This is a genomic window from Enterococcus sp. DIV1726a (genome assembly GCF_051710985.1).
GTDB classification, from domain to species: domain Bacteria; phylum Bacillota; class Bacilli; order Lactobacillales; family Enterococcaceae; genus Enterococcus_B; species Enterococcus_B hirae.
On the sequence record NZ_JBIOLS010000001.1, the window covers coordinates 2002769 to 2021036 of the forward strand.

General features: G+C 37.2%; 13 protein-coding genes. 3 read left to right on the top strand and 10 right to left on the bottom strand.

All coding sequences use genetic code 11. The annotated features are described in order from the left end of the window. Positions 1-85: 85 nt before the first annotated feature. From IGJ27_RS09055 to IGJ27_RS09070, 4 genes are all read right to left on the bottom strand, one after another. Positions 86-886 carry a hypothetical protein gene (locus IGJ27_RS09055; protein ID WP_178305800.1) on the bottom strand — a complete coding sequence of 267 codons (801 nt, stop codon included), beginning with the start codon at positions 884-886 and terminating at the stop codon, positions 86-88. Between the two features lie 451 nt (positions 887-1337). Then, positions 1338-2267 (bottom strand): thioredoxin-disulfide reductase, encoded by a 930-nt coding sequence (gene trxB / locus IGJ27_RS09060; protein ID WP_178305799.1) that lies wholly within the window; start codon positions 2265-2267, stop codon positions 1338-1340. A gap of 146 nt (positions 2268-2413) precedes the next feature. Continuing rightward, a complete protein-coding gene (locus IGJ27_RS09065; protein WP_010718537.1) occupies positions 2414-3847 on the bottom strand; it encodes a 6-phospho-beta-glucosidase in 1434 nt (477 codons plus the stop codon). A gap of 13 nt (positions 3848-3860) precedes the next feature. Continuing rightward, positions 3861-5255 carry a 6-phospho-beta-glucosidase gene (locus tag IGJ27_RS09070; RefSeq protein ID WP_178305798.1) on the bottom strand — a complete coding sequence of 465 codons (1395 nt, stop codon included), beginning with the start codon at positions 5253-5255 and terminating at the stop codon, positions 3861-3863. A gap of 220 nt (positions 5256-5475) precedes the next feature. Between IGJ27_RS09070 and IGJ27_RS09075 the strand changes: the two genes are divergently transcribed. Further along, on the top strand, positions 5476-6366 hold the full coding sequence (locus IGJ27_RS09075) for a MurR/RpiR family transcriptional regulator (protein ID WP_010737959.1): 891 nt from the start codon (positions 5476-5478) through the stop codon (positions 6364-6366). A gap of 132 nt (positions 6367-6498) precedes the next feature. On the opposite strand, the gene IGJ27_RS09080 is transcribed toward IGJ27_RS09075, so the two are convergent. The 5 genes from IGJ27_RS09080 to IGJ27_RS09100 form a co-directional block, all read right to left on the bottom strand. Then, on the bottom strand, positions 6499-7449 hold the full coding sequence (locus tag IGJ27_RS09080; RefSeq protein WP_178305797.1) for a hypothetical protein: 951 nt from the start codon (positions 7447-7449) through the stop codon (positions 6499-6501). Then, positions 7433-8404, bottom strand: a complete 972-nt coding sequence (locus IGJ27_RS09085; protein ID WP_178305796.1) for a hypothetical protein — start codon at positions 8402-8404, stop codon at positions 7433-7435. The genes IGJ27_RS09080 and IGJ27_RS09085 overlap by 17 nt, the downstream gene beginning before the upstream one ends. 275 nt (positions 8405-8679) lie before the next feature. Next, on the bottom strand, positions 8680-10458 hold the full coding sequence (locus IGJ27_RS09090; protein WP_178305795.1) for an ABC transporter ATP-binding protein: 1779 nt from the start codon (positions 10456-10458) through the stop codon (positions 8680-8682). Next, positions 10448-12208, bottom strand: a complete 1761-nt coding sequence (locus IGJ27_RS09095; protein WP_034700948.1) for an ABC transporter ATP-binding protein — start codon at positions 12206-12208, stop codon at positions 10448-10450. Before IGJ27_RS09095 ends, IGJ27_RS09090 begins: the two co-directional genes overlap by 11 nt. Before the next feature lie 174 nt (positions 12209-12382). After that, positions 12383-12607: a YneF family protein gene (locus IGJ27_RS09100; RefSeq protein WP_010718542.1), complete on the bottom strand. Its 225-nt coding sequence runs from the start codon at positions 12605-12607 to the stop codon at positions 12383-12385. Positions 12608-12845: 238 nt separating this feature from the next. Between IGJ27_RS09100 and IGJ27_RS09105 the strand changes: the two genes are divergently transcribed. Then, positions 12846-14423, top strand: coding sequence for an Nramp family divalent metal transporter (locus IGJ27_RS09105; RefSeq protein ID WP_010718543.1), 1578 nt, complete (start codon positions 12846-12848; stop codon positions 14421-14423). A gap of 243 nt (positions 14424-14666) precedes the next feature. Here IGJ27_RS09105 and IGJ27_RS09110 read toward each other — a convergent pair whose 3' ends face one another. Next, positions 14667-15566, bottom strand: a complete 900-nt coding sequence (locus IGJ27_RS09110) for a deoxyribonuclease IV (protein WP_081128037.1) — start codon at positions 15564-15566, stop codon at positions 14667-14669. 291 nt (positions 15567-15857) lie between these two features. On the opposite strand from IGJ27_RS09110, the gene IGJ27_RS09115 reads away from it, so the two are divergent. Further along, entirely contained in the window at positions 15858-18203 is a 2346-nt protein-coding gene (locus IGJ27_RS09115) for a transglycosylase domain-containing protein (protein WP_096708856.1), read from the top strand. The last annotated feature ends 65 nt before the right edge of the window (positions 18204-18268 follow it).

Here is an 18268-nt window from a genome sequence, read left to right on the forward strand (position 1 = left end):
TTTTAGATAGAAAAGTCAGAAGAAAAAATAAGCGCATATAGGATCTTCTTTTCTTTCACCAAGATCAAAATTAATCCTACTGTTTTTACAATATTAAACAAGATTTTTCTTGTTTTTGAAATTGCACTGAACCGTTACGATTATCTGGTTGAGTTTTTTTATTTTTTAGAATATCAAATAATTTTCTTTTTTTATTTGTTTGCTCTTCTTTCTTTTGCAAAGTTCCAAGATTATTCCAACTCTTCGGCTGATATGCTTGCCAAACTTCTGGTTCCTGTTCCCAAGGCGCTTTTACCCTCTGTCCTTCTTTCATAAAAATAACTTTCTCGCTCAATTTCTTCCAATTGCGATAAACGTAGCGAAGCTCAGTTGATGTTTTCTTTTTGCCGTTGCAATTGTCTTTAGATAAAACCTCACTCATATTTAACCCATCTAAACAAAAATGGATCTTTAAATTTGGATTTAGTTTTGCACTATTCAAGCCAATTTTGCATCCTCTACGTATATGCCTTGAAGTACAATTTTCAAATTCATCTTGAAAGGCTTTTTCATAAATATTGCTTAATTCGTTTTTTTTATTTGTCTGAGTACAATTGAAGTAATCGTTCCACAATGGCCATTTATTTCTTTTATCAATCCAATTAATCCATGATTTTGAAAATTCATAAAAAGTTTCTTTTGATTCCCAAATCGTATTTCTTCCCCCAAATTTAACTTTTAGTTCATATTGATCTTTTAGTATATCTATGAGTGTGTTATTGTATGTACTAATTGAAAACGGACTACCGCCCAATTCCCATACTACCTCTCCTTCTGTTATTAACTTTTGCAAATGTAAATTTTGATATTCAGATAAACCATAAATCAAAATAATATCTTTTGTCACATTATCCCCTCCTTATCATTTATTTCTAAAAGTAATTTTTTTGTAGAATCAGTTACGTGAATCCCGCTTCATTTCTATACTGTGAATATGTGTCTCTTCTCTTTGTTTGGCAGTGACTAGCTTTTTATGTAGTTTTCTGTTCCCCTAGTCATTGCATCACCGAGTACTCTTTTTTCCTTGTCCTTCTTCTTTCCCTATTTCCATCAAAATGCCTGTTCATTGTATCACGTGTTAATTTCACTCGGATGGCAAAAAATCCTGTTTTCAAAAAAAATAGTTCTCTCTTAATGATTGAAGTGCCAGTAACAAGCGATCGTAAAAAAACAATTCCTCTTTCCATGAATAAATTCTGTCCACAAAAAAGCTGAGGACAATGTTTGTCCTCAGCTCTTTAGTAGTATAAAAATGAATAATATTCAAACAGCCCTTCTAACGACCTCTTTTGATCACTTTACGCTTGTGTTGTTTCTTCTAATGCTTCTAAATATTTATAAACTTGTTGACCAGCAATGCCGCCATCGCCGACTGCTGTCGTGATTTGTCGTAAATCTTTTTCACGAACATCCCCAATAGCGAACACACCAGGCATAGTCGTACGCATGTCTTGATCTGTTGGAATCCAACCAGCTGCATTAGTTAAACCAGCTTTTTTAAATGGTTCAGTCAATGGATCTAATCCCACATAAATAAACACGCCATCTGCTGCTAAATCAACGGTTTCATTCGTTTTCACATTATGCGCTTTAACCCCAGTGACCACCATGTCATTACCAACGATTTCATCTGTGACAGTGTCCCAGACAAATGAAATCTTTTCGTTAGCGAATGCGCGATCTTGGATGATTTTTTGCGCACGTAATTCGTCTCTTCGATGAACGATCACGACTTCAGAAGCAAATTGCGTTAGGTAGATGGCTTCTTCTACCGCAGAATCGCCACCGCCGATCACGACTAAGCGTTTGTTTCGGAAAAAAGCACCGTCACATACGGCACAATAGGAAACACCTCGTCCAGCGTATTCTTCTTCTCCAGGAACACCTAACTTACGATGGATACAACCCGTTGCGATAATCACTGTTTTGGCTTTATAAGATTGATCTTCACAGATCACTTCTTTGTAATTTCCATGGTCTTTGATGTCTTGCACAATTCCATAGACATTTTCTGTTCCAAATTTAGTGACACCTTCATACATTTTATATGCAAGGTCAGGTCCCATGATGGAATCAAATCCAGGGTAATTTTCAACTTCAGCGGTGTTATTCATTTGTCCACCCGGTGCGCCTTGTTCAATCATAGCAACTGAAAGATTTGAACGTGACGCATATAACGCAGCAGTCATTCCAGCAGGTCCAGCACCAATCACGATAACATCATACATATGTACATTCCTCCATTATAAAAATCAAGTAAGCTTACTTTACAGCCTATAGAAAAAAAAGTCTATTGTTCTGCTTACTCTTTCCTCGAATAGATTTATTATACTCGAAAAATTAGTTTAAAAACAATAGACTTTTATTTAATTCACTATTCGTTACTTAAATCTTCTCCATTTGTTGCAATGACTTTTTTATACCAATTGAACGATTTCTTTTTCGTCCGTTCCAATGTTCCATTTCCTTCATTGTCACGGTCAACGTAGATGAACCCATAGCGTTTCTTCATTTCGCCTGTCCCAGCAGAGACAAGATCGATACAGCCCCAAGTCGTGTAGCCCAGGAGATCCACACCATCGAGCTCAACCGCATCTTTCATTGCTTGAATATGTTGTGCTAAATAATCGATCCGATAGTCGTCTTCTACATAGCCATTTTCATCTGGTGTATCAATCGCACCTAACCCATTTTCGACGATGAACAATGGCTTTTGGTAACGATCATAAAGATCATTCATCGTGATACGTAACCCCAATGGATCAATTTGCCAGCCCCATTCACTGGCTGAAAGATAAGGATTTTTAGCCGATTCAAAAATATTACCGGCCGTTTGCTCTAATACTTTTGGATCAGTAGTAGCTACCCGGGAAGAGTAATAGGAGAATGAAATAAAATCAACGGTATGTTCTTTTAATATTTCTAAGTCAGTTGGTTCCATCTCGATTTTGATTCCATTACGTGCCATTTCTTTTAAGGCATAGGCGGGATAGCTTCCCCTTGACTGGACATCAATAAAGAAATAGTTTTCCCGGTCCGCCTTTCTTGACGCCCAGACATCTTCAGGTTTACAAGTGTAAGGATAATTTGCGCCAGCTGCTAACATACAGCCAACTTTATTTTCTGGATCCACTTCATGAGCGATCTTTGTAGCGATTGCACTAGCAACTAGTTCATGATGGGCTGCCTGGTATTTGATTTGTTCCACATCGTCCCCTTCTTCAAAATACAATCCAGCGCCCATAAATGGAGCATGTAAAATCATATTGATTTCGTTGAAGGTCAACCAGTATTTCACTAGTCCTTTGTAACGATTAAAAATGACATGGCAAAGTCTTTCATAAAACTCTATCAACTTTCGAGAACGCCAAGCACCATATTCTTTGACCAAATGCATCGGACAATCAAAATGAGTAATCGTCACTAACGGTTCGATTCCATATTTTTGACATTCTTTAAAGACATCTTCATAGAACTTCAACCCTTCTTCATTTGGTTCCTTTTCATCACCTTTTGGAAAAATACGACTCCACCCAATGGATAAGCGATAGGTTTTAAATCCCATTTCCGCAAAAAGTGCAATATCCTCTTTGTAACGATGGTACATATCAATGGCTGTTTTTGCTGGATAAAAATGTTCCTCATCAAAGTCAAACATTTTTTGTTTCCCAGTAATCACTGAAAAACGATCTTTACCGATCGGAACAACATCAACATTAGCTAAACCACGTCCACCTTCAGCGTAGCCTCCTTCACATTGATTGGCAGCCGTTGCGCCACCCCATAAAAAGTCTTTTCTAAATGCCATCCTACTTCCTCCATTATTGTTTTTGATAAGTTTTTGTCAGGTTGTTTGCTATTTCATCTTGTACTTCGATCCCCTCTTCTTTTAAGCGGTGGATCGTTTCCTTAAATTGTGGCAAATACGCTTCGTGAGCAACAAACAATTCATCCATGATCCGTTTCGCTGTTTCACCCGACCGTACTAAGGGATTGATCGTAAATGCTTGAAGCGCTGTGCCATAATTACCCGTCACTGCCGCTTCGATCGTCAATAATTCCATATTTTTCATGACTTGAAGCCAGCCACGTTCAGCTGGTGGCAAAGAACCGAAAGCAACGTTGCGTGCCCCTTGTGCCCCGACATACGCTGTGACCTCCACGACACAATCAGCAGGCAGATCAGGAACAGCGCCGTCATTTTTTGTTGAAACAACGATTTGGGTTTCTTTATTGGCATAGATCGAAGCGATCGTTTCACAGGCAGCATCTGAATAATAAGCACCCCCACGTTGTTGTAACTGTTCTGGTTTATGGTCTAGTTCTGGGTCCTGATACAACTCAAATAATTCTGCTTCCGTTTTTTTAACTTGTTCTGCTCTTGTACCAATTGTTTGATATTCTTCTAAAGCATGGTTCAACATTTCTTCTTCACGATAATAATAGCGATGGTAGCCACAAGGAATCATTTGCATTTGTTGTAATTGTTCCTTGAAAAACGGCACATCGAATATATTTTTTGGTAAGCCATTATTTTCAGCATAAAGTCGGTCGATTAGCACATTCGTTCGATCGTTTCCATGTGAATCTGCTACTTTATGCCAATGAAAGTGATTGAGTCCAGCAAATTTATAAATCAAGTCTTCTTTGGTTTCTCCCAGCATTTCTGGCTCTGTCATCATTGCCATAACTGGTACATTACAAAGCCCAATTACCTTTTCCCATTTCCCGTAGCGAACGACAGCTTCTGTAACCATTCCACTAGGATTGGCAAAATTGATCAGCCAAGCATCGGGACATAGTCTTTTCATATCTTCTACGATTGAAAGAATGACCGGAATGGTACGAAACGCTTTGAACATCCCGCCAGCTCCATTGGTTTCTTGTCCAAGCATGCCATAATATGCAGGGATTCGTTCATCTTTCACTCTGGCATCTAATTGACCTACCCGAAACTGAGTTGTTACAAAATCAGCATCCCGCAGTGCTTCTTCTCGATCCAACGTCGCATAGATCTTAACATCATAAGGCGAAGCATCCCACATTCGTTGAGACATTTCACTGACGATTCTTAGTTTTTCTTGACCCTCTGCTACATCCACTAACCAGATTTCTTTAATCGGTAATTCTTCATATCGTTTAATAAACCCTTCCATCAATTCAGGGGTATAGCTACTTCCGCCACCAATTGTTGCAATCTTCACTTTTCGTTCCATGAGCTTCCTCCTTTTTTGTTTTTACAACTATATTATGTTTTTTGTAAACGAAAACAACAAGTTAACTTTATTCTTTTGCATTTCCATTTACAAAAATTCATTATATAGCCGATTATTTTGTAAAAATCTTGTATAAGAACAACGAACGATTGACGAATCAATAAATAGCGCTTACAATATTTTTACACAAAAAATTAAAAACATGTAAAAGAGGATCGTCATGCTATTAAAAGAAAAACTAAAAAAAATTGCTTTTTCTCCCGCAGAAACAGAAGTGATCCATTTTATTCAAAGCCATGAACATCAACTCAAAGAAGCAACAATCCAACAAATTGCGAAGGCATGTTATGTCCATCCTTCTACGTTGATTCGGATTGCCAAAAAGGCTGGGTTCAACGGTTGGGTCCACTTTAAGGAAGCTTTTTTGGCGGAAAACGAGTATTTGGAAGGAAATTTTCAAGAAGTTGATGCCAACCTCCCCTTTCTAGAAAACGATGGAATCATGTCTATTGCGAACAAAGTCGCTGCACTGGAACGAATGACGATTGAAGACACACTCTCATTGCTTCACCACGATGACTTACAACGAGCAAAACAGCTTTTATTGAAAGCAAAAAAAATCGTCCTTTTTTCTAGTAATTCGAATACTTTGATCTCGCAGGCTTTTATGTTGAAAATGAAGCGAATCAAACGAGACGTAACGATCGTGACGACTTCAGGCGAATCCTACTATGAAGCCTACAACTGTACGCCTGATACTTGTGCCATCTTAATTTCTTATACCGGCGAAAATAAAATGATGTTACGAACAGCCAAGATTTTGCAAGAAATCAATGTGCCGATTTTAACATTGACGAGTATTGGTGATTCCACTCTTTCTACTTTCAGCTCAGCAATCCTTCGTATCACTACCAGAGAACGATTGTATTCCAAAATCAGTAATTTTACGATCAATACTTCAATTTGTTACTTACTAGACGTACTATACAGCTGTATCTTTGCAGAGGAATATCAAAAAAACCTCAACCATTTAATCAAAATCGGACAAAAAGTAGACGATCGCCCAATCAGCTCCTCTATTATGGAAGAGCCTCCTGCAATTAAGGAATAAATTATCTCACACTTTTCAGCTTCTTATGCATTTTCTCTTTTCACCATCTAGCTTGTTAAGTTAGTCGTGTCCAAAAAGAAAAACCTAAAAAATTTACCATGACAACATGGATATTTTTTAGGTTTTATTTGCTTAAATTTCATGTTGTGTTTCGTGGCTTTTAGCAGTTTTATTGGAGTTAACTGGTAATTGCTTATCAGCGCCTTCTAGCCCACTTGCTCTTTTCTGATCAAATCTTGCTAACTGTTTTGATTCAGTTAGTGAGAGGTGTTTCATTTTGGCAATCACTGTTTTTTTAAGTTCTTCTACGGATAGAGTTGGAGAACCAATTTTGTCAGCCATTAAACCTACCAAAACGGCTTTTTGTTTTTCATTAAGTTCTGGAAACTGATGAAATTTATCCGCTAAGTAATTGATTGCGCTTGTTTTGTGTAAACGGTCAGGCTCTTTTAAGATATCGCTAATTATCTTTCCCTCATTAGGATAGTTCTCACTGATCTCCATAAATACCTCTAGCTGATCATTTATTTTATGTTGATTCTCTTCACTCAATGATTGCACTAATTGATCTTTTTCATGTAACAGAATTGCTTTTTTTTCACTATTTGGAAGTGATAATTCATGCCAAACGACACTGAAATAAGTCATTATATGAATCGTTGAAGGGCTGTCAGATTGTTTCAATAAAAATTTATCTTGGAGCACTTTGAGCACGTTAGAGGTATTTTTTTCTGGACTTTCATCAGTAGTACGGGAACGAGCAATTGTTGTCATAAAATACATTTTTTTGTCTATTTGATGGATAACTTCTGAGTGCTTCAGTTCATCTAACTCCGGAAATATAGTTGTCACTATTTGTTGTTTTTGTTCTTGCGTAAATGCTTTCGTATCATTAAATAAGTGCGTCAAAAAATCGATGCGTTGTTTTTCATTTAATGAGTGAGATTCTTTAAAAAAATTCGCAATGTTCGCCTTCTGCTGTAGCTTTTTCTCACTAACCATCAAAAAAATGTCGATTTTCTGGTCAACTTGATAGGATTCTTCCTTCGATAAAGGTTGTTTTATTCTATTTTTTTTCATCATTTACTAATACTTGTTTGTCTTTTTCAGACAACGAAAGTTGATTATATGTATCGATTAAATAACCCACAACATCATTTGCTGTTAGTCTTTCTGCTATCGGCAAATGATCTTTTGCTTGGAGTTTAATAAATTTTTTATACAAACGATTTTTTTCCTCATCCTTAAATTCGATCTGCTGGACTAATTCATGTAACGTTCCATACTGTTGTTCCATCGTTTCATGGTTTGTATCCCGTCTTTTAGCACGAGTGATTTTGATTATGTCATCAACAAATACCTGCTTGTCAGGTACTTCTTTTTGTCTATCTATCAATTGTTTCGTTAAATAAACTTTTACTTCATGATGTGTTACTTGAGAAATAGCTAGTTTTTCGAGAGTAGTAACGATTTGATTTATATTGTTACCAATATGTGGTTGACTTGTTAGCAATAATGAGTTTGCCTCTTTAAAGGAAGTGCTAGGATTGTTAACCTTACTATGTTCTTCAATGACTTTTACATGTAGTTGGATTAATTCGTCGATATCTTTTTCTGTCTCTTCTTTTACTGTCCCTATTTGTATATTACCCAATAACTTTTCCTTAGCCTTGATTAAAGTATACGACTTTTGTGTTTCACAATATGTTGCAATCTCATAATATTCAGCAAATTTTTGCATGACACTTTCTTTTGTTTGCGGTACTTTTTCCCATTGTTCCATAGAATGATTAATGACATGTTTATAGATATAGGCCTTATCTTCGGGTGAAAAGCTTACCGTACAAACTGTTAACGTTTTTTCTCTCGTATCTTGATCAACATTAGACGTATGAAAAAGTACATTTGTTAACACATGTATCGAACTAGCAATATCAAAGCTTTCAGGATTTTTTTGTAACTTTTCATATACTCCTTTGTTTTTCCCATGGTTTATCTCCAGTACATTAAGTAAATTGACTAAGTTTTCCTCTTTCATCGGTCACAACCCCTAGCTAAAATTATTTTAGAATAATAAAAATTCTAATTTCTATCATTCTATGCTAATTTACTTTTGCGAATCGTCCCAATTTTTCTAAAAAAAGAAATAATTGGTCGCTAAATAGTTATTTTATATCTGTTTTGTTTATTTCAAACGCTATTGTTCAAGGTACTCTACTTCTGATACTCAATAAAATTTTCTTTATTAAAAAAACAGAGAAAAAGAAGATGATTTCCTCTTTTTCTCTGTCTGATTACTTCTATTTGGAACAACTATTCACTTTGAAGTTTATACATATCAGCATACAGTCCTTCTTTTACTAGCAACTCCTGGTGGGTTCCTTGTTCAACGATTTTTCCTTTATCCAAGACAAGAATGAGTTCTGCATCTTTGATCGTTGATAAGCGGTGCGCAATCGCAATAGTGGTTCTTCCTTGACGCATCTTTGCTAATCCTTCTTGGATCAACCCTTCTGTCTCGGTATCAATATTGGCAGTTGCTTCATCTAAAACCAAGATTTTAGGATCAGTAACAATGGTTCGTGCGAATGTGATCAATTGTCGTTGTCCACTAGAATAACTTGCGCCTCGCTCAATCACTTTTGAATGATACCCATTTGGTAATTCATTAATAAAGCGATCTGCTTGGACAAATTCTGCCGCTGCACGTATCTGTTCATCTGTGATCGCTGGATCCATCATACGTATATTTCCTGCAATATCCCCATAGAATAGAAAAGCATCTTGGAGAACTAACCCCATTTTTTTACGAAGTTCAGCAATCGGATATTCCCGAATATCACACCCGTCAATTAAAATCTGCCCTTCATAAAATTCATAAAAACGCATCAAGACATTAATGATCGAACTTTTCCCACTGCCAGTATGACCGACTAATGCGACAGTTTCACCAGGATTGGCAACAAAAGAAATGTTGTTCAACACCTTATTTTTCCCATCATAGGAAAAGCTGACATTACGAAATTCGATTTTCCCTTCAGTGATGGTTTTGTTTGCTCCTTCATGTTGCTGTGGTGCGTATTCTTCTGTGTCCATGATTTTTAAGATTCTGCTACCAGCGACGATCCCGTCAGTGAATATACTTAAGAAATCCATCATTTGAGACATCGGATTGAAGAACCCTTGGACATATGTGGTGAAAGCATAGATCAGCCCAACTTCCACTGGTGATTTTAAGGCATCTAAACCAAAAAGTGTCAGTGCCCAAGCAATGGCTAATGCATATAAAAAGCTGATAATCGGGCTCAATAACAGCGAATTGGTTTTGATCATAGCGTATCGTGTATTGAGATAATCCGTATTGACCGCTTCAAATTCGTTTGCTAACCGTTTTTCCTGCCGGAATTGCTGGATGATCCGCATCCCTGAAATGGATTCATTTAATTTAGTATTCAACTGACTTAACTTTTCGCGCATATTACGATAAATCCGAGAACTAAATTTTTGATAATACCAGATCACGACTCCTAGAACAGGTAAAAAAAGCAACAGCCATAAAGCAATGCGTCCGTTGATTTGAAACATTGCAATAAAGGAGGAAACTACTGCGAAAATGCCTGTCAATACCATCAGAAAAACATACCAAAATTCAAAAAGCGTTTCGGTGTCATTCGTGACTCTTGAGACAGTCGAGCCGGCTGGTGTCTGGTCAAAATATCTCATTCCCAATGTATGCAATTTTTCAAATAATTTTATACGGATATATTGATAGGTTTTAAGCGAAGCATTGGAATACAAATACCATTGGAAAAACCAGATGATACTTTTGACGATGACCCCAAATAAATACAAGCCTGCAAAAAATAAAATCACTTGTGTCGTAGCAGATTGTTTGGCTAAATATTCATCCATAAAGGTTTGAATGATTCGAGGTAATAGGACATTGATTACTGACAATCCCAAAGCAAACAGGATGGCAATGATGAAAGTCGCTTTAAAGGCTTTAGCAAAATGCAACAAGCGTTTAATGATTTGCTTTTGCTCTCGCAATGGAATGGATTTTGACCATTCGGATTGATAGTTATCTTCCATCATTTTCTCCCCTTTCAATTTTGGCTTCTAACTGTTGTTTTTCCCACATTTGTTTGTACCAACCACCTAAAGCCAATAGCTCGGCGTGACGGCCACGTTCAACGATCTGTCCTTTGTCAATGACGATGATTTCATCAGCATGCATAACACTGCTTAGTCGATGAGCGGCAATGATCGTGGTTTTACTTTGACGAATTTCTTTTAAATTCCGCAAAATTCTTTCTTCTGTTTTAGCATCCACTGCCGACAACGCATCGTCAAGGATCAATAACTCTGGATTTTGGATCAATGCTCTGGCAATCGAGATCCGCTGTTTTTGTCCACCAGATAAGGAAACACCCCGCTCACCAACTAATGTTTCATACCCCTTCGGTAATTCTTTGATCTCTTGGTTGATTGATGCTAACGACGCAGCAGCTTCCACTTCTTCGTTAGATAACTTAGGATCAGAAAAACGGATATTCTCACGAATCGTCATTGAAAACAAAAAATGATCTTGTGGTACATAGCCAATAGAATGTAAAAGAGCATCTAAGGAATATTCTTTGATCGAACGACCACCAAATTTGATTTGTCCTTGATAGTCATCATATTCACGCATCAGCAACTTCATGATCGTGGTTTTTCCAGCACCAGTTTTACCAACAATTCCTAATGTATCCCCTTCTTTAATTGCAAACTTGATTTGTTCCAAGGCGGGTAATTCTTCTTTGGGATAATGGAATTGCGCGATCTCTACATTTAATTCTCCTTTTGCGGGTGTCTTCACTGCACCAAGTTGTTCGACGATATGGGTCTTCTCATGCAAGAGTTCATTCACTCGGTCATAAGAAGCATTTCCTCTTTCCAGAACATTGAACAACCGACCAATAGCAAACATCGGCCAAACCAACATTCCAATGTAACTGATGAAGGAAACCATTTGTCCAATCGTGATCGTGCCATCTAGCACATATTTACCACCCAAGATGATCGTTAAAACATAAGATAACCCAATGATCAGCGTGATAAACGGATCAAACAAAGCATCTAAAAAGTTGACACGTTTATTCTTGGTGATTGCCTGTTCGATTTTTTCTTGAAAATCTGCCAGATCTTCCTGCTCTTGCCCAAAAGTTTTGATTACTTTAATCCCAGTAATACTTTCTTGCGTTTTGTCGTTGATACTGGAAAAAGCTTCTTGTGATTCTCGAAAAGCATCATGTAGTTTTGATCCTAATATCCTTGAAGTAACAGCTAATAGCGGCAAAGGGATCAGAGCAAGTAAAGTCAAGCGCCAGTCAATGAAAAGGATCATGGCAATGATTGTGGTTCCACCGGTAATGACCGAATCAGCAAATGTCAAGATGCCTGCTCCTGCCACATTTTGAATCGCATTTAAATCATTGGTCGCATGTGCCATTAAATCACCTGTACGATATTTTTGATAAAACATACTATCCATACGAGTGAAATGGATAAACAAACGCTGACGTAATTCCTTCTCTAACCTCGCTGCACTTCCCCAAATATTCACCCGCCAAATGAAACGAAAGAGATACTGTAAAATGGCAGATCCGATTAATACAGCGATCCAAAAGACGATAAATCGCATGGAGAGATTCTTATCTGCAATCTCATCGATGATGATCCCGATTACTTTAGGCGGAACTAACTGAACCAAGGCAACACATAATAAAGAAAAAACGCCGATCACATAGTGCTTCTTTTCTTGTTTAAAAAACCAACCCAACTTCCTAAAAATAGACATATTTTTCCTCCTTTTTAACTCCCATCAACCTCTTTTTCTCTTAAAAATTTAGTCAGTGTCACTCATTTTTCTCACTAACTACACAACCTTGTTTTTAATCGCTTCCATAAATCCATCTAACAAAAAAAGCGAGCTGAAATCAATCAGCCCGCTATGATTTGTCCAATGAAAACCCTATTTTTTCCCTTGGTTTTTCATTTGTTGCATCATCTGACGAATTTTCTTTTCAGATGGTTTTTGCCCCATTGACATCATCATTGATCGTAACATGTCCTCATTAACGGGAGGATTTTTTTCTAAATAATCTTTCATATATTTACGCGCAAAAAAGAATCCACCGATTGCGCCGATTAATAAAGCAATAACTGCGATAAGTACGACTATTCCTGTTTTTACCATATAAATCTCTCCTTTCTATTTCCGAATTGCTCTCAATGACTTATTTTACTAAAGTTTTCCCAAAAAAGAAAGGCGTTTTCTTTAGTTTTGGCTAAAAAGTTTATTTTACTGCTTTCCTATAACTTCGCCAAATAGAAGCTTAACCATATATTTTTTTTAGGCAAACCGAATAAATTGCTTTCAATTTTTTTGATGCAGGTGTAGAATGGTGTCGTGAAGAAAATGAGAGGTGATTTTTTTGAGTAATCAATTCCATAAACAAAAATTGATTGAACACACCAACGGCTTATCTTTAGCTGAAGTGAACGGAACAGTCAAAGTTCCTAAAGGGAAAAGTTTTTTTAAAACATTATTAGCTTATTCAGGTCCTGGCGCACTCGTTGCGGTAGGTTATATGGATCCAGGAAACTGGTCGACTTCTATTACAGGAGGTCAAAACTTTCAATATTTACTGATGTCAGTCATTCTTTTATCCAGCTTAGTCGCTATGCTCTTGCAATATATGGCAGCAAAACTAGGCATCGTTAGTCAAATGGATTTAGCCCAAGCCATCCGAGCCCGTACAAGTAAAACACTTGGTGTGATTTTGTGGGTGTTAACTGAATTGGCAATCATGGCAACCGATATTGCAGAAGTAATTGGGGCCGCCATTGCCCTTTATTTACTTTTTGATATTCCATTAGTAATTGCTGTATTTATTACTGTTTTTGATGTTTTTGTTTTATTGATGTTAACTAAGATTGGCTTTCGTAAAATTGAAGCGATCGTCGTTTGTTTGATCTTTGTCATTTTATTCGTTTTTGTCTACCAAGTGGCTTTGTCAAATCCCGACTGGAAACATTTATTTGCTGGCTTTGTTCCTAATAGCAAAACGTTTGCTGATTCACCGATGATTGGTGGTGAAACACCATTGACAGGTGCATTAGGAATCATTGGCGCAACTGTCATGCCTCATAATTTGTATCTCCATTCTGCAGTCTCACAAACGAGAGAAATCGATCGGAAAGACCCAACCGATATCGCTCGAGCTGTTCGTTTTACAACTTGGGATTCTAATATTCAATTAACTATGGCTTTTTTAGTCAATGCTTTACTTTTGATCATGGGCGTTGCAGTATTTAAAAATGGTTCTGTGCAAGACCCATCATTTTTTGGGCTTTACGAAGCATTGTCTAATCCTTCTGTTATGAGCAATGATGTATTGACCACTGTAGCAAAATCTGGCATTTTATCTACATTATTTGCTGTTGCCCTTTTAGCTTCTGGACAAAATTCTACGATTACTGGAACACTGACAGGACAAGTGATCATGGAAGGCTTTATCCACATGCGTATGCCGATTTGGTTACGTCGTTTGGTCACACGTCTCTTGTCTGTCATCCCTGTTTTACTCTGTGTCCTCTTTACCAGCACGAAAGGAACGATCGAAGAACATACTGCTTTGAATCATTTGATGAACGAATCTCAAGTATTCCTTGCATTTGCGCTTCCTTTTTCAATGATTCCATTATTGATGATGACAAATAGTGAAGTAGAGATGGGGAAACAATTTAAAAATAATCTATTCGTTAAATCTTTAGGCTGGATCTCCGTAATCAGTCTGACATTCTTGAATTTACGAGGGTTGCCTGGACAAATCGAAAGTTTCTTTGGTGATCAAGCAACTACCAATGAATTGATGTGGGCAGACAATGTGGCCTACTTGATTATCTTTGCTGTCTTAGCCTTATTGTGTTGGACGATCGTCGACTTGTATAAAGGGAACAAAAGATACGCAGAACGTTTGCAACAACTAACCGTCCAAGAAAATAACTAATAAAAAGATTAGATGATAAAAAAGTTGTTCCTTAAGTGTCCAACTTTAAAAAATAAGCCAAAGAATCCCGAAATAGTTACTCAGGGAAATTCTTCGGCTTATTTTAATTCGTATAACTACATTCAACAGCTTTGATGTCCATTTGTTGAAATGTCTTCGTGAAGAGATAAATCACGTTTTTTTCTACTAATATCAGTAGGTTTTGCACAAATCCTACAATCAAAACTTTAAGGTTTCATTTGTTTATTCATTCACTGCTGCTAATAATTCTGGGAAAGCTTCTGGATCAAAGTGTTTTTCTTTTAACATAGCAATTTCTTTTCCATATGGTGCATAGGCCGTTTTTTTCTCTTTCCCTACATAAGGGGTTTCTAAGATTTTGGCAATATCTGAAAACATCGGTTCATGTACGATTTCTTTCAGTGCATCAAAACCGATCGTCCCGAAACCAATATTAGCATGACGATCCTTATGTGACCCTTGAGGATTCTTCGAGTCATTGATGTGTAACACTTTCAATCGATCCAAGCCGATTACTTTATCAAATTCTGTCATTACACCTGAAAAATCATGACACACGTCATAGCCTGCATCGTTCGTATGACAAGTATCAAATGTCACAGACAGTTTTTCATTCAAAGTCACGCCATCAATGATCTGCGCTAATTCTTCAAATGTCCGACCGACTTCCGTCCCTTTACCAGCCATTGTCTCTAAAGCAATTTGTGCAGTCTGTTCTTTCGTCAAAACTTCATTCAATCCTTCAATGATTTTGGCGATACCAGCTGCGGCACCTGCACCGACATGGGCACCTGGATGCAAAGTGATCTGTGTTGCTCCTAAAGCCTCCGCTCGGACGATCTCTTCTCTTAAAAATTGAACCGCAAAAGGAAACATCTCCGGTTTAATCGTATTTCCCAAATTAATAATATAAGGTGCATGAACCACTATATCAGATAATCCATGTTCCTTCATATACGCTTTCCCCGCTTCGATATTCATGTCTTCAATTGCTTTACGTCTAGTATTTTGCGGTGCTCCAGTATAAATCATAAAGGTTGAAGCACCGTAACTTGCAGCTTCTTCTGCTGCCCCTAATAGCATTTTTTTCCCACTCATGCTTACGTGTGACCCTAATAACATAAAATTCTTCCTCTCCATGAAAAGTGAATCAATGATCGAAATCCTTATCAAGCCATATTCCATTCATTGATAATCACTCTAAATAAGCTAATCTTTTTCTATTTTAACTGAACATATAGGGAAAGAAAAGTTTACGACTCGAAAACGGTCTAATGCTTTAAGTTTCTCGTTCACACTATCATTCAGAAAAAGAAAGTTGAAATAATCCTTATAAAAATCACCATATCTGTTTTTTTGTTCCATTATTTGCTATAATTAGCGAAATAAAACTATTAGTTGAGGTGAACCCTTTTGCCACGTAAAGATACTCGGAAAAAGCAACATCGAAGGAAAAAGCAAAAATGGTTGGGATTAAACATCGCTTTTGGTGTCTTCCAATCATTGACTACTTTTATCGTCGTCCTTCTTCTGCTACTGGCAGCCCTTGGTGTTGGTATCGGAGCTGGTTATTTTGCCTATCTTGTTGAAGATACTGAAATACCATCCAAAGCAACCCTGCAATCAGAGCTTGGCAACATTACAGAAACATCTAAACTTGTTTATGCTGACAATTCTGAAATATCAAAGATCCAAACTGATTTAATGCGGACAGCCGTTCCTTCAGATCAAATTTCGCCTTTATTGAAAACTGCAATCATTAGTACTGAAGATGAGTATTTTGAGCGACATAACGGCTATGTACCAAAAGCTGTTTTGCGTGCTTTATTTTCTGAAGCAACTGGTATCGGTTCTTCCGGTGGTTCCACGTTGACTCAACAGTTAGTCAAACAACAAATCTTAACTGATGAAACAACATTCAAGCGAAAAGCAAATGAAATTTTATTAGCAGCACAAGTCGAGAAACACTTTTCCAAAAATGAAATTATTTCTATGTATCTAAATGTTTCTCCATTTGGTCGAAACAATAAAGGACAAAATATCGCTGGTGTACAAGAAGCAGCGAAAGGAATCTTTGGTGTTAATGCCAAAGATGTCAACTTACCACAAGCTGCCTTTATCGCAGGTTTGCCACAAAGTCCGATCACTTATAGTCCTTATACAAATACTGGGAGTTTAAAAGAAGACCTTTCAGCAGGATTGAATCGAAAAGATGTGGTTCTATTCAGCATGTATCGTGAAAATAAAATCACAAAACAACAATATGAAGAAGCGAAAGCTTATGATCTCACGAAAGATTTCTTACCACAACAGATTGCTGAACAAAGTGATCGTGAGTTTCTATATTATACCGTTATGGGTGAAGCCACAGAGATCATCACTAAACAATTAGCTGAAAAAGATGATGCAGATTTATCTGATAGTTCAGTCTATGATGCCTACTATCAAAAAGCACAACAAACGATCCAAAACAAAGGTTATACGATCCATTCAACGATCGATAAAAATGTTTATGCGGCAATGCAAGAAGCAGCAAAAAGTTATGGACATCTATTAGACGATGGCAAAGCCACACAAGTTGAGACAGGAAATGTCTTGATGGATAATAAAACTGGTCGTATCTATGGTTTTGTTGGTGGTAGAAATTATCTACAAAACCAAAATAATCATGCTTTTGACACCCAAAGACAAGCTGGGTCTTCGATTAAACCAGTACTCGTGTATGGTCCAGCCATCGATATGGGGCTTGTAGGATCAGAATCACGCGTTTCTGATTACGCAACTACCTGGCAAGAAGGAAGTAACGCAGGAGAAAAAATCGTCAATGCAACGAATGAAGGTTCTAATACCTTCCAAACGATTCGAGAGTCTTTGGAATGGTCTAACAATATCCCTGCCTATCATTTATATCAGGATGTTTTAGAAAATGGTGGTTCTAAACAATATGCTTATGAAAATTACTTGGCAAAAATGAATTATCCAACCAACGATAATTGGGGTGTTGAGTCTGCGCCGTTGGGAACCGTTGATGTAACGACTTTGGAACAAACCAATGGCTTCCAAGCTTTGGCTAATGGCGGGGTCTATCAAGAAGGTTATTTGATTGATTCAATTACTGATAACTCGGGAAACGTCATCTACAAACATGAGGAAAAACCTGTAAGAGTGTATTCTGAAGCTACAGCATCAATTATGAATGATATGATGCGTAGTGTAATCACTGCGAAAATCACGACACCTTTTAAAGATGATATTACTGCTTTAAATCATGAACTGGGACAAGCGGATTGGATCGGCAAAACAGGTTCAACAAATGACTACCGTGATTCTTGGCTGATTGTTTCAACGCCATCTATTACGATCAGTAGTTGGGCAGGTCACGATGACAACACTGGAATGGACTCAAGAGCCCGATTACGTTCTTCTAGCTATTTAGCCAATCTCATTAATCAAGTATACCAAGCAAATCCAGCGATGTTCGGGACAAAGGATAAATTTGAATTATCTTCTGATGTCTCCAAGAAAAAAGTAGCATCCTTTACAGGACAACTTCCTGGTAAAGTTACTGTTGATAAGAAAACCATCGAAACGCCAAGTCAGACAGTTGAATCGCTTTGGGCAAAAAATGGTCCAAAAAAATCAACATTCAAGTTTGGTGTCGGTGGAACGGATGAAAACTATAAAAACTATTGGGGAACTGCTTCATCCTTTGCTCGAGCGCATCCAGCAAAAAAAGAAAATGATAAAGAAAAAGAATAACTCAGACTTTGTCAAATAATATTGATGAAACGTACCAACATTATTTGACAAAGGACCTACAAAAA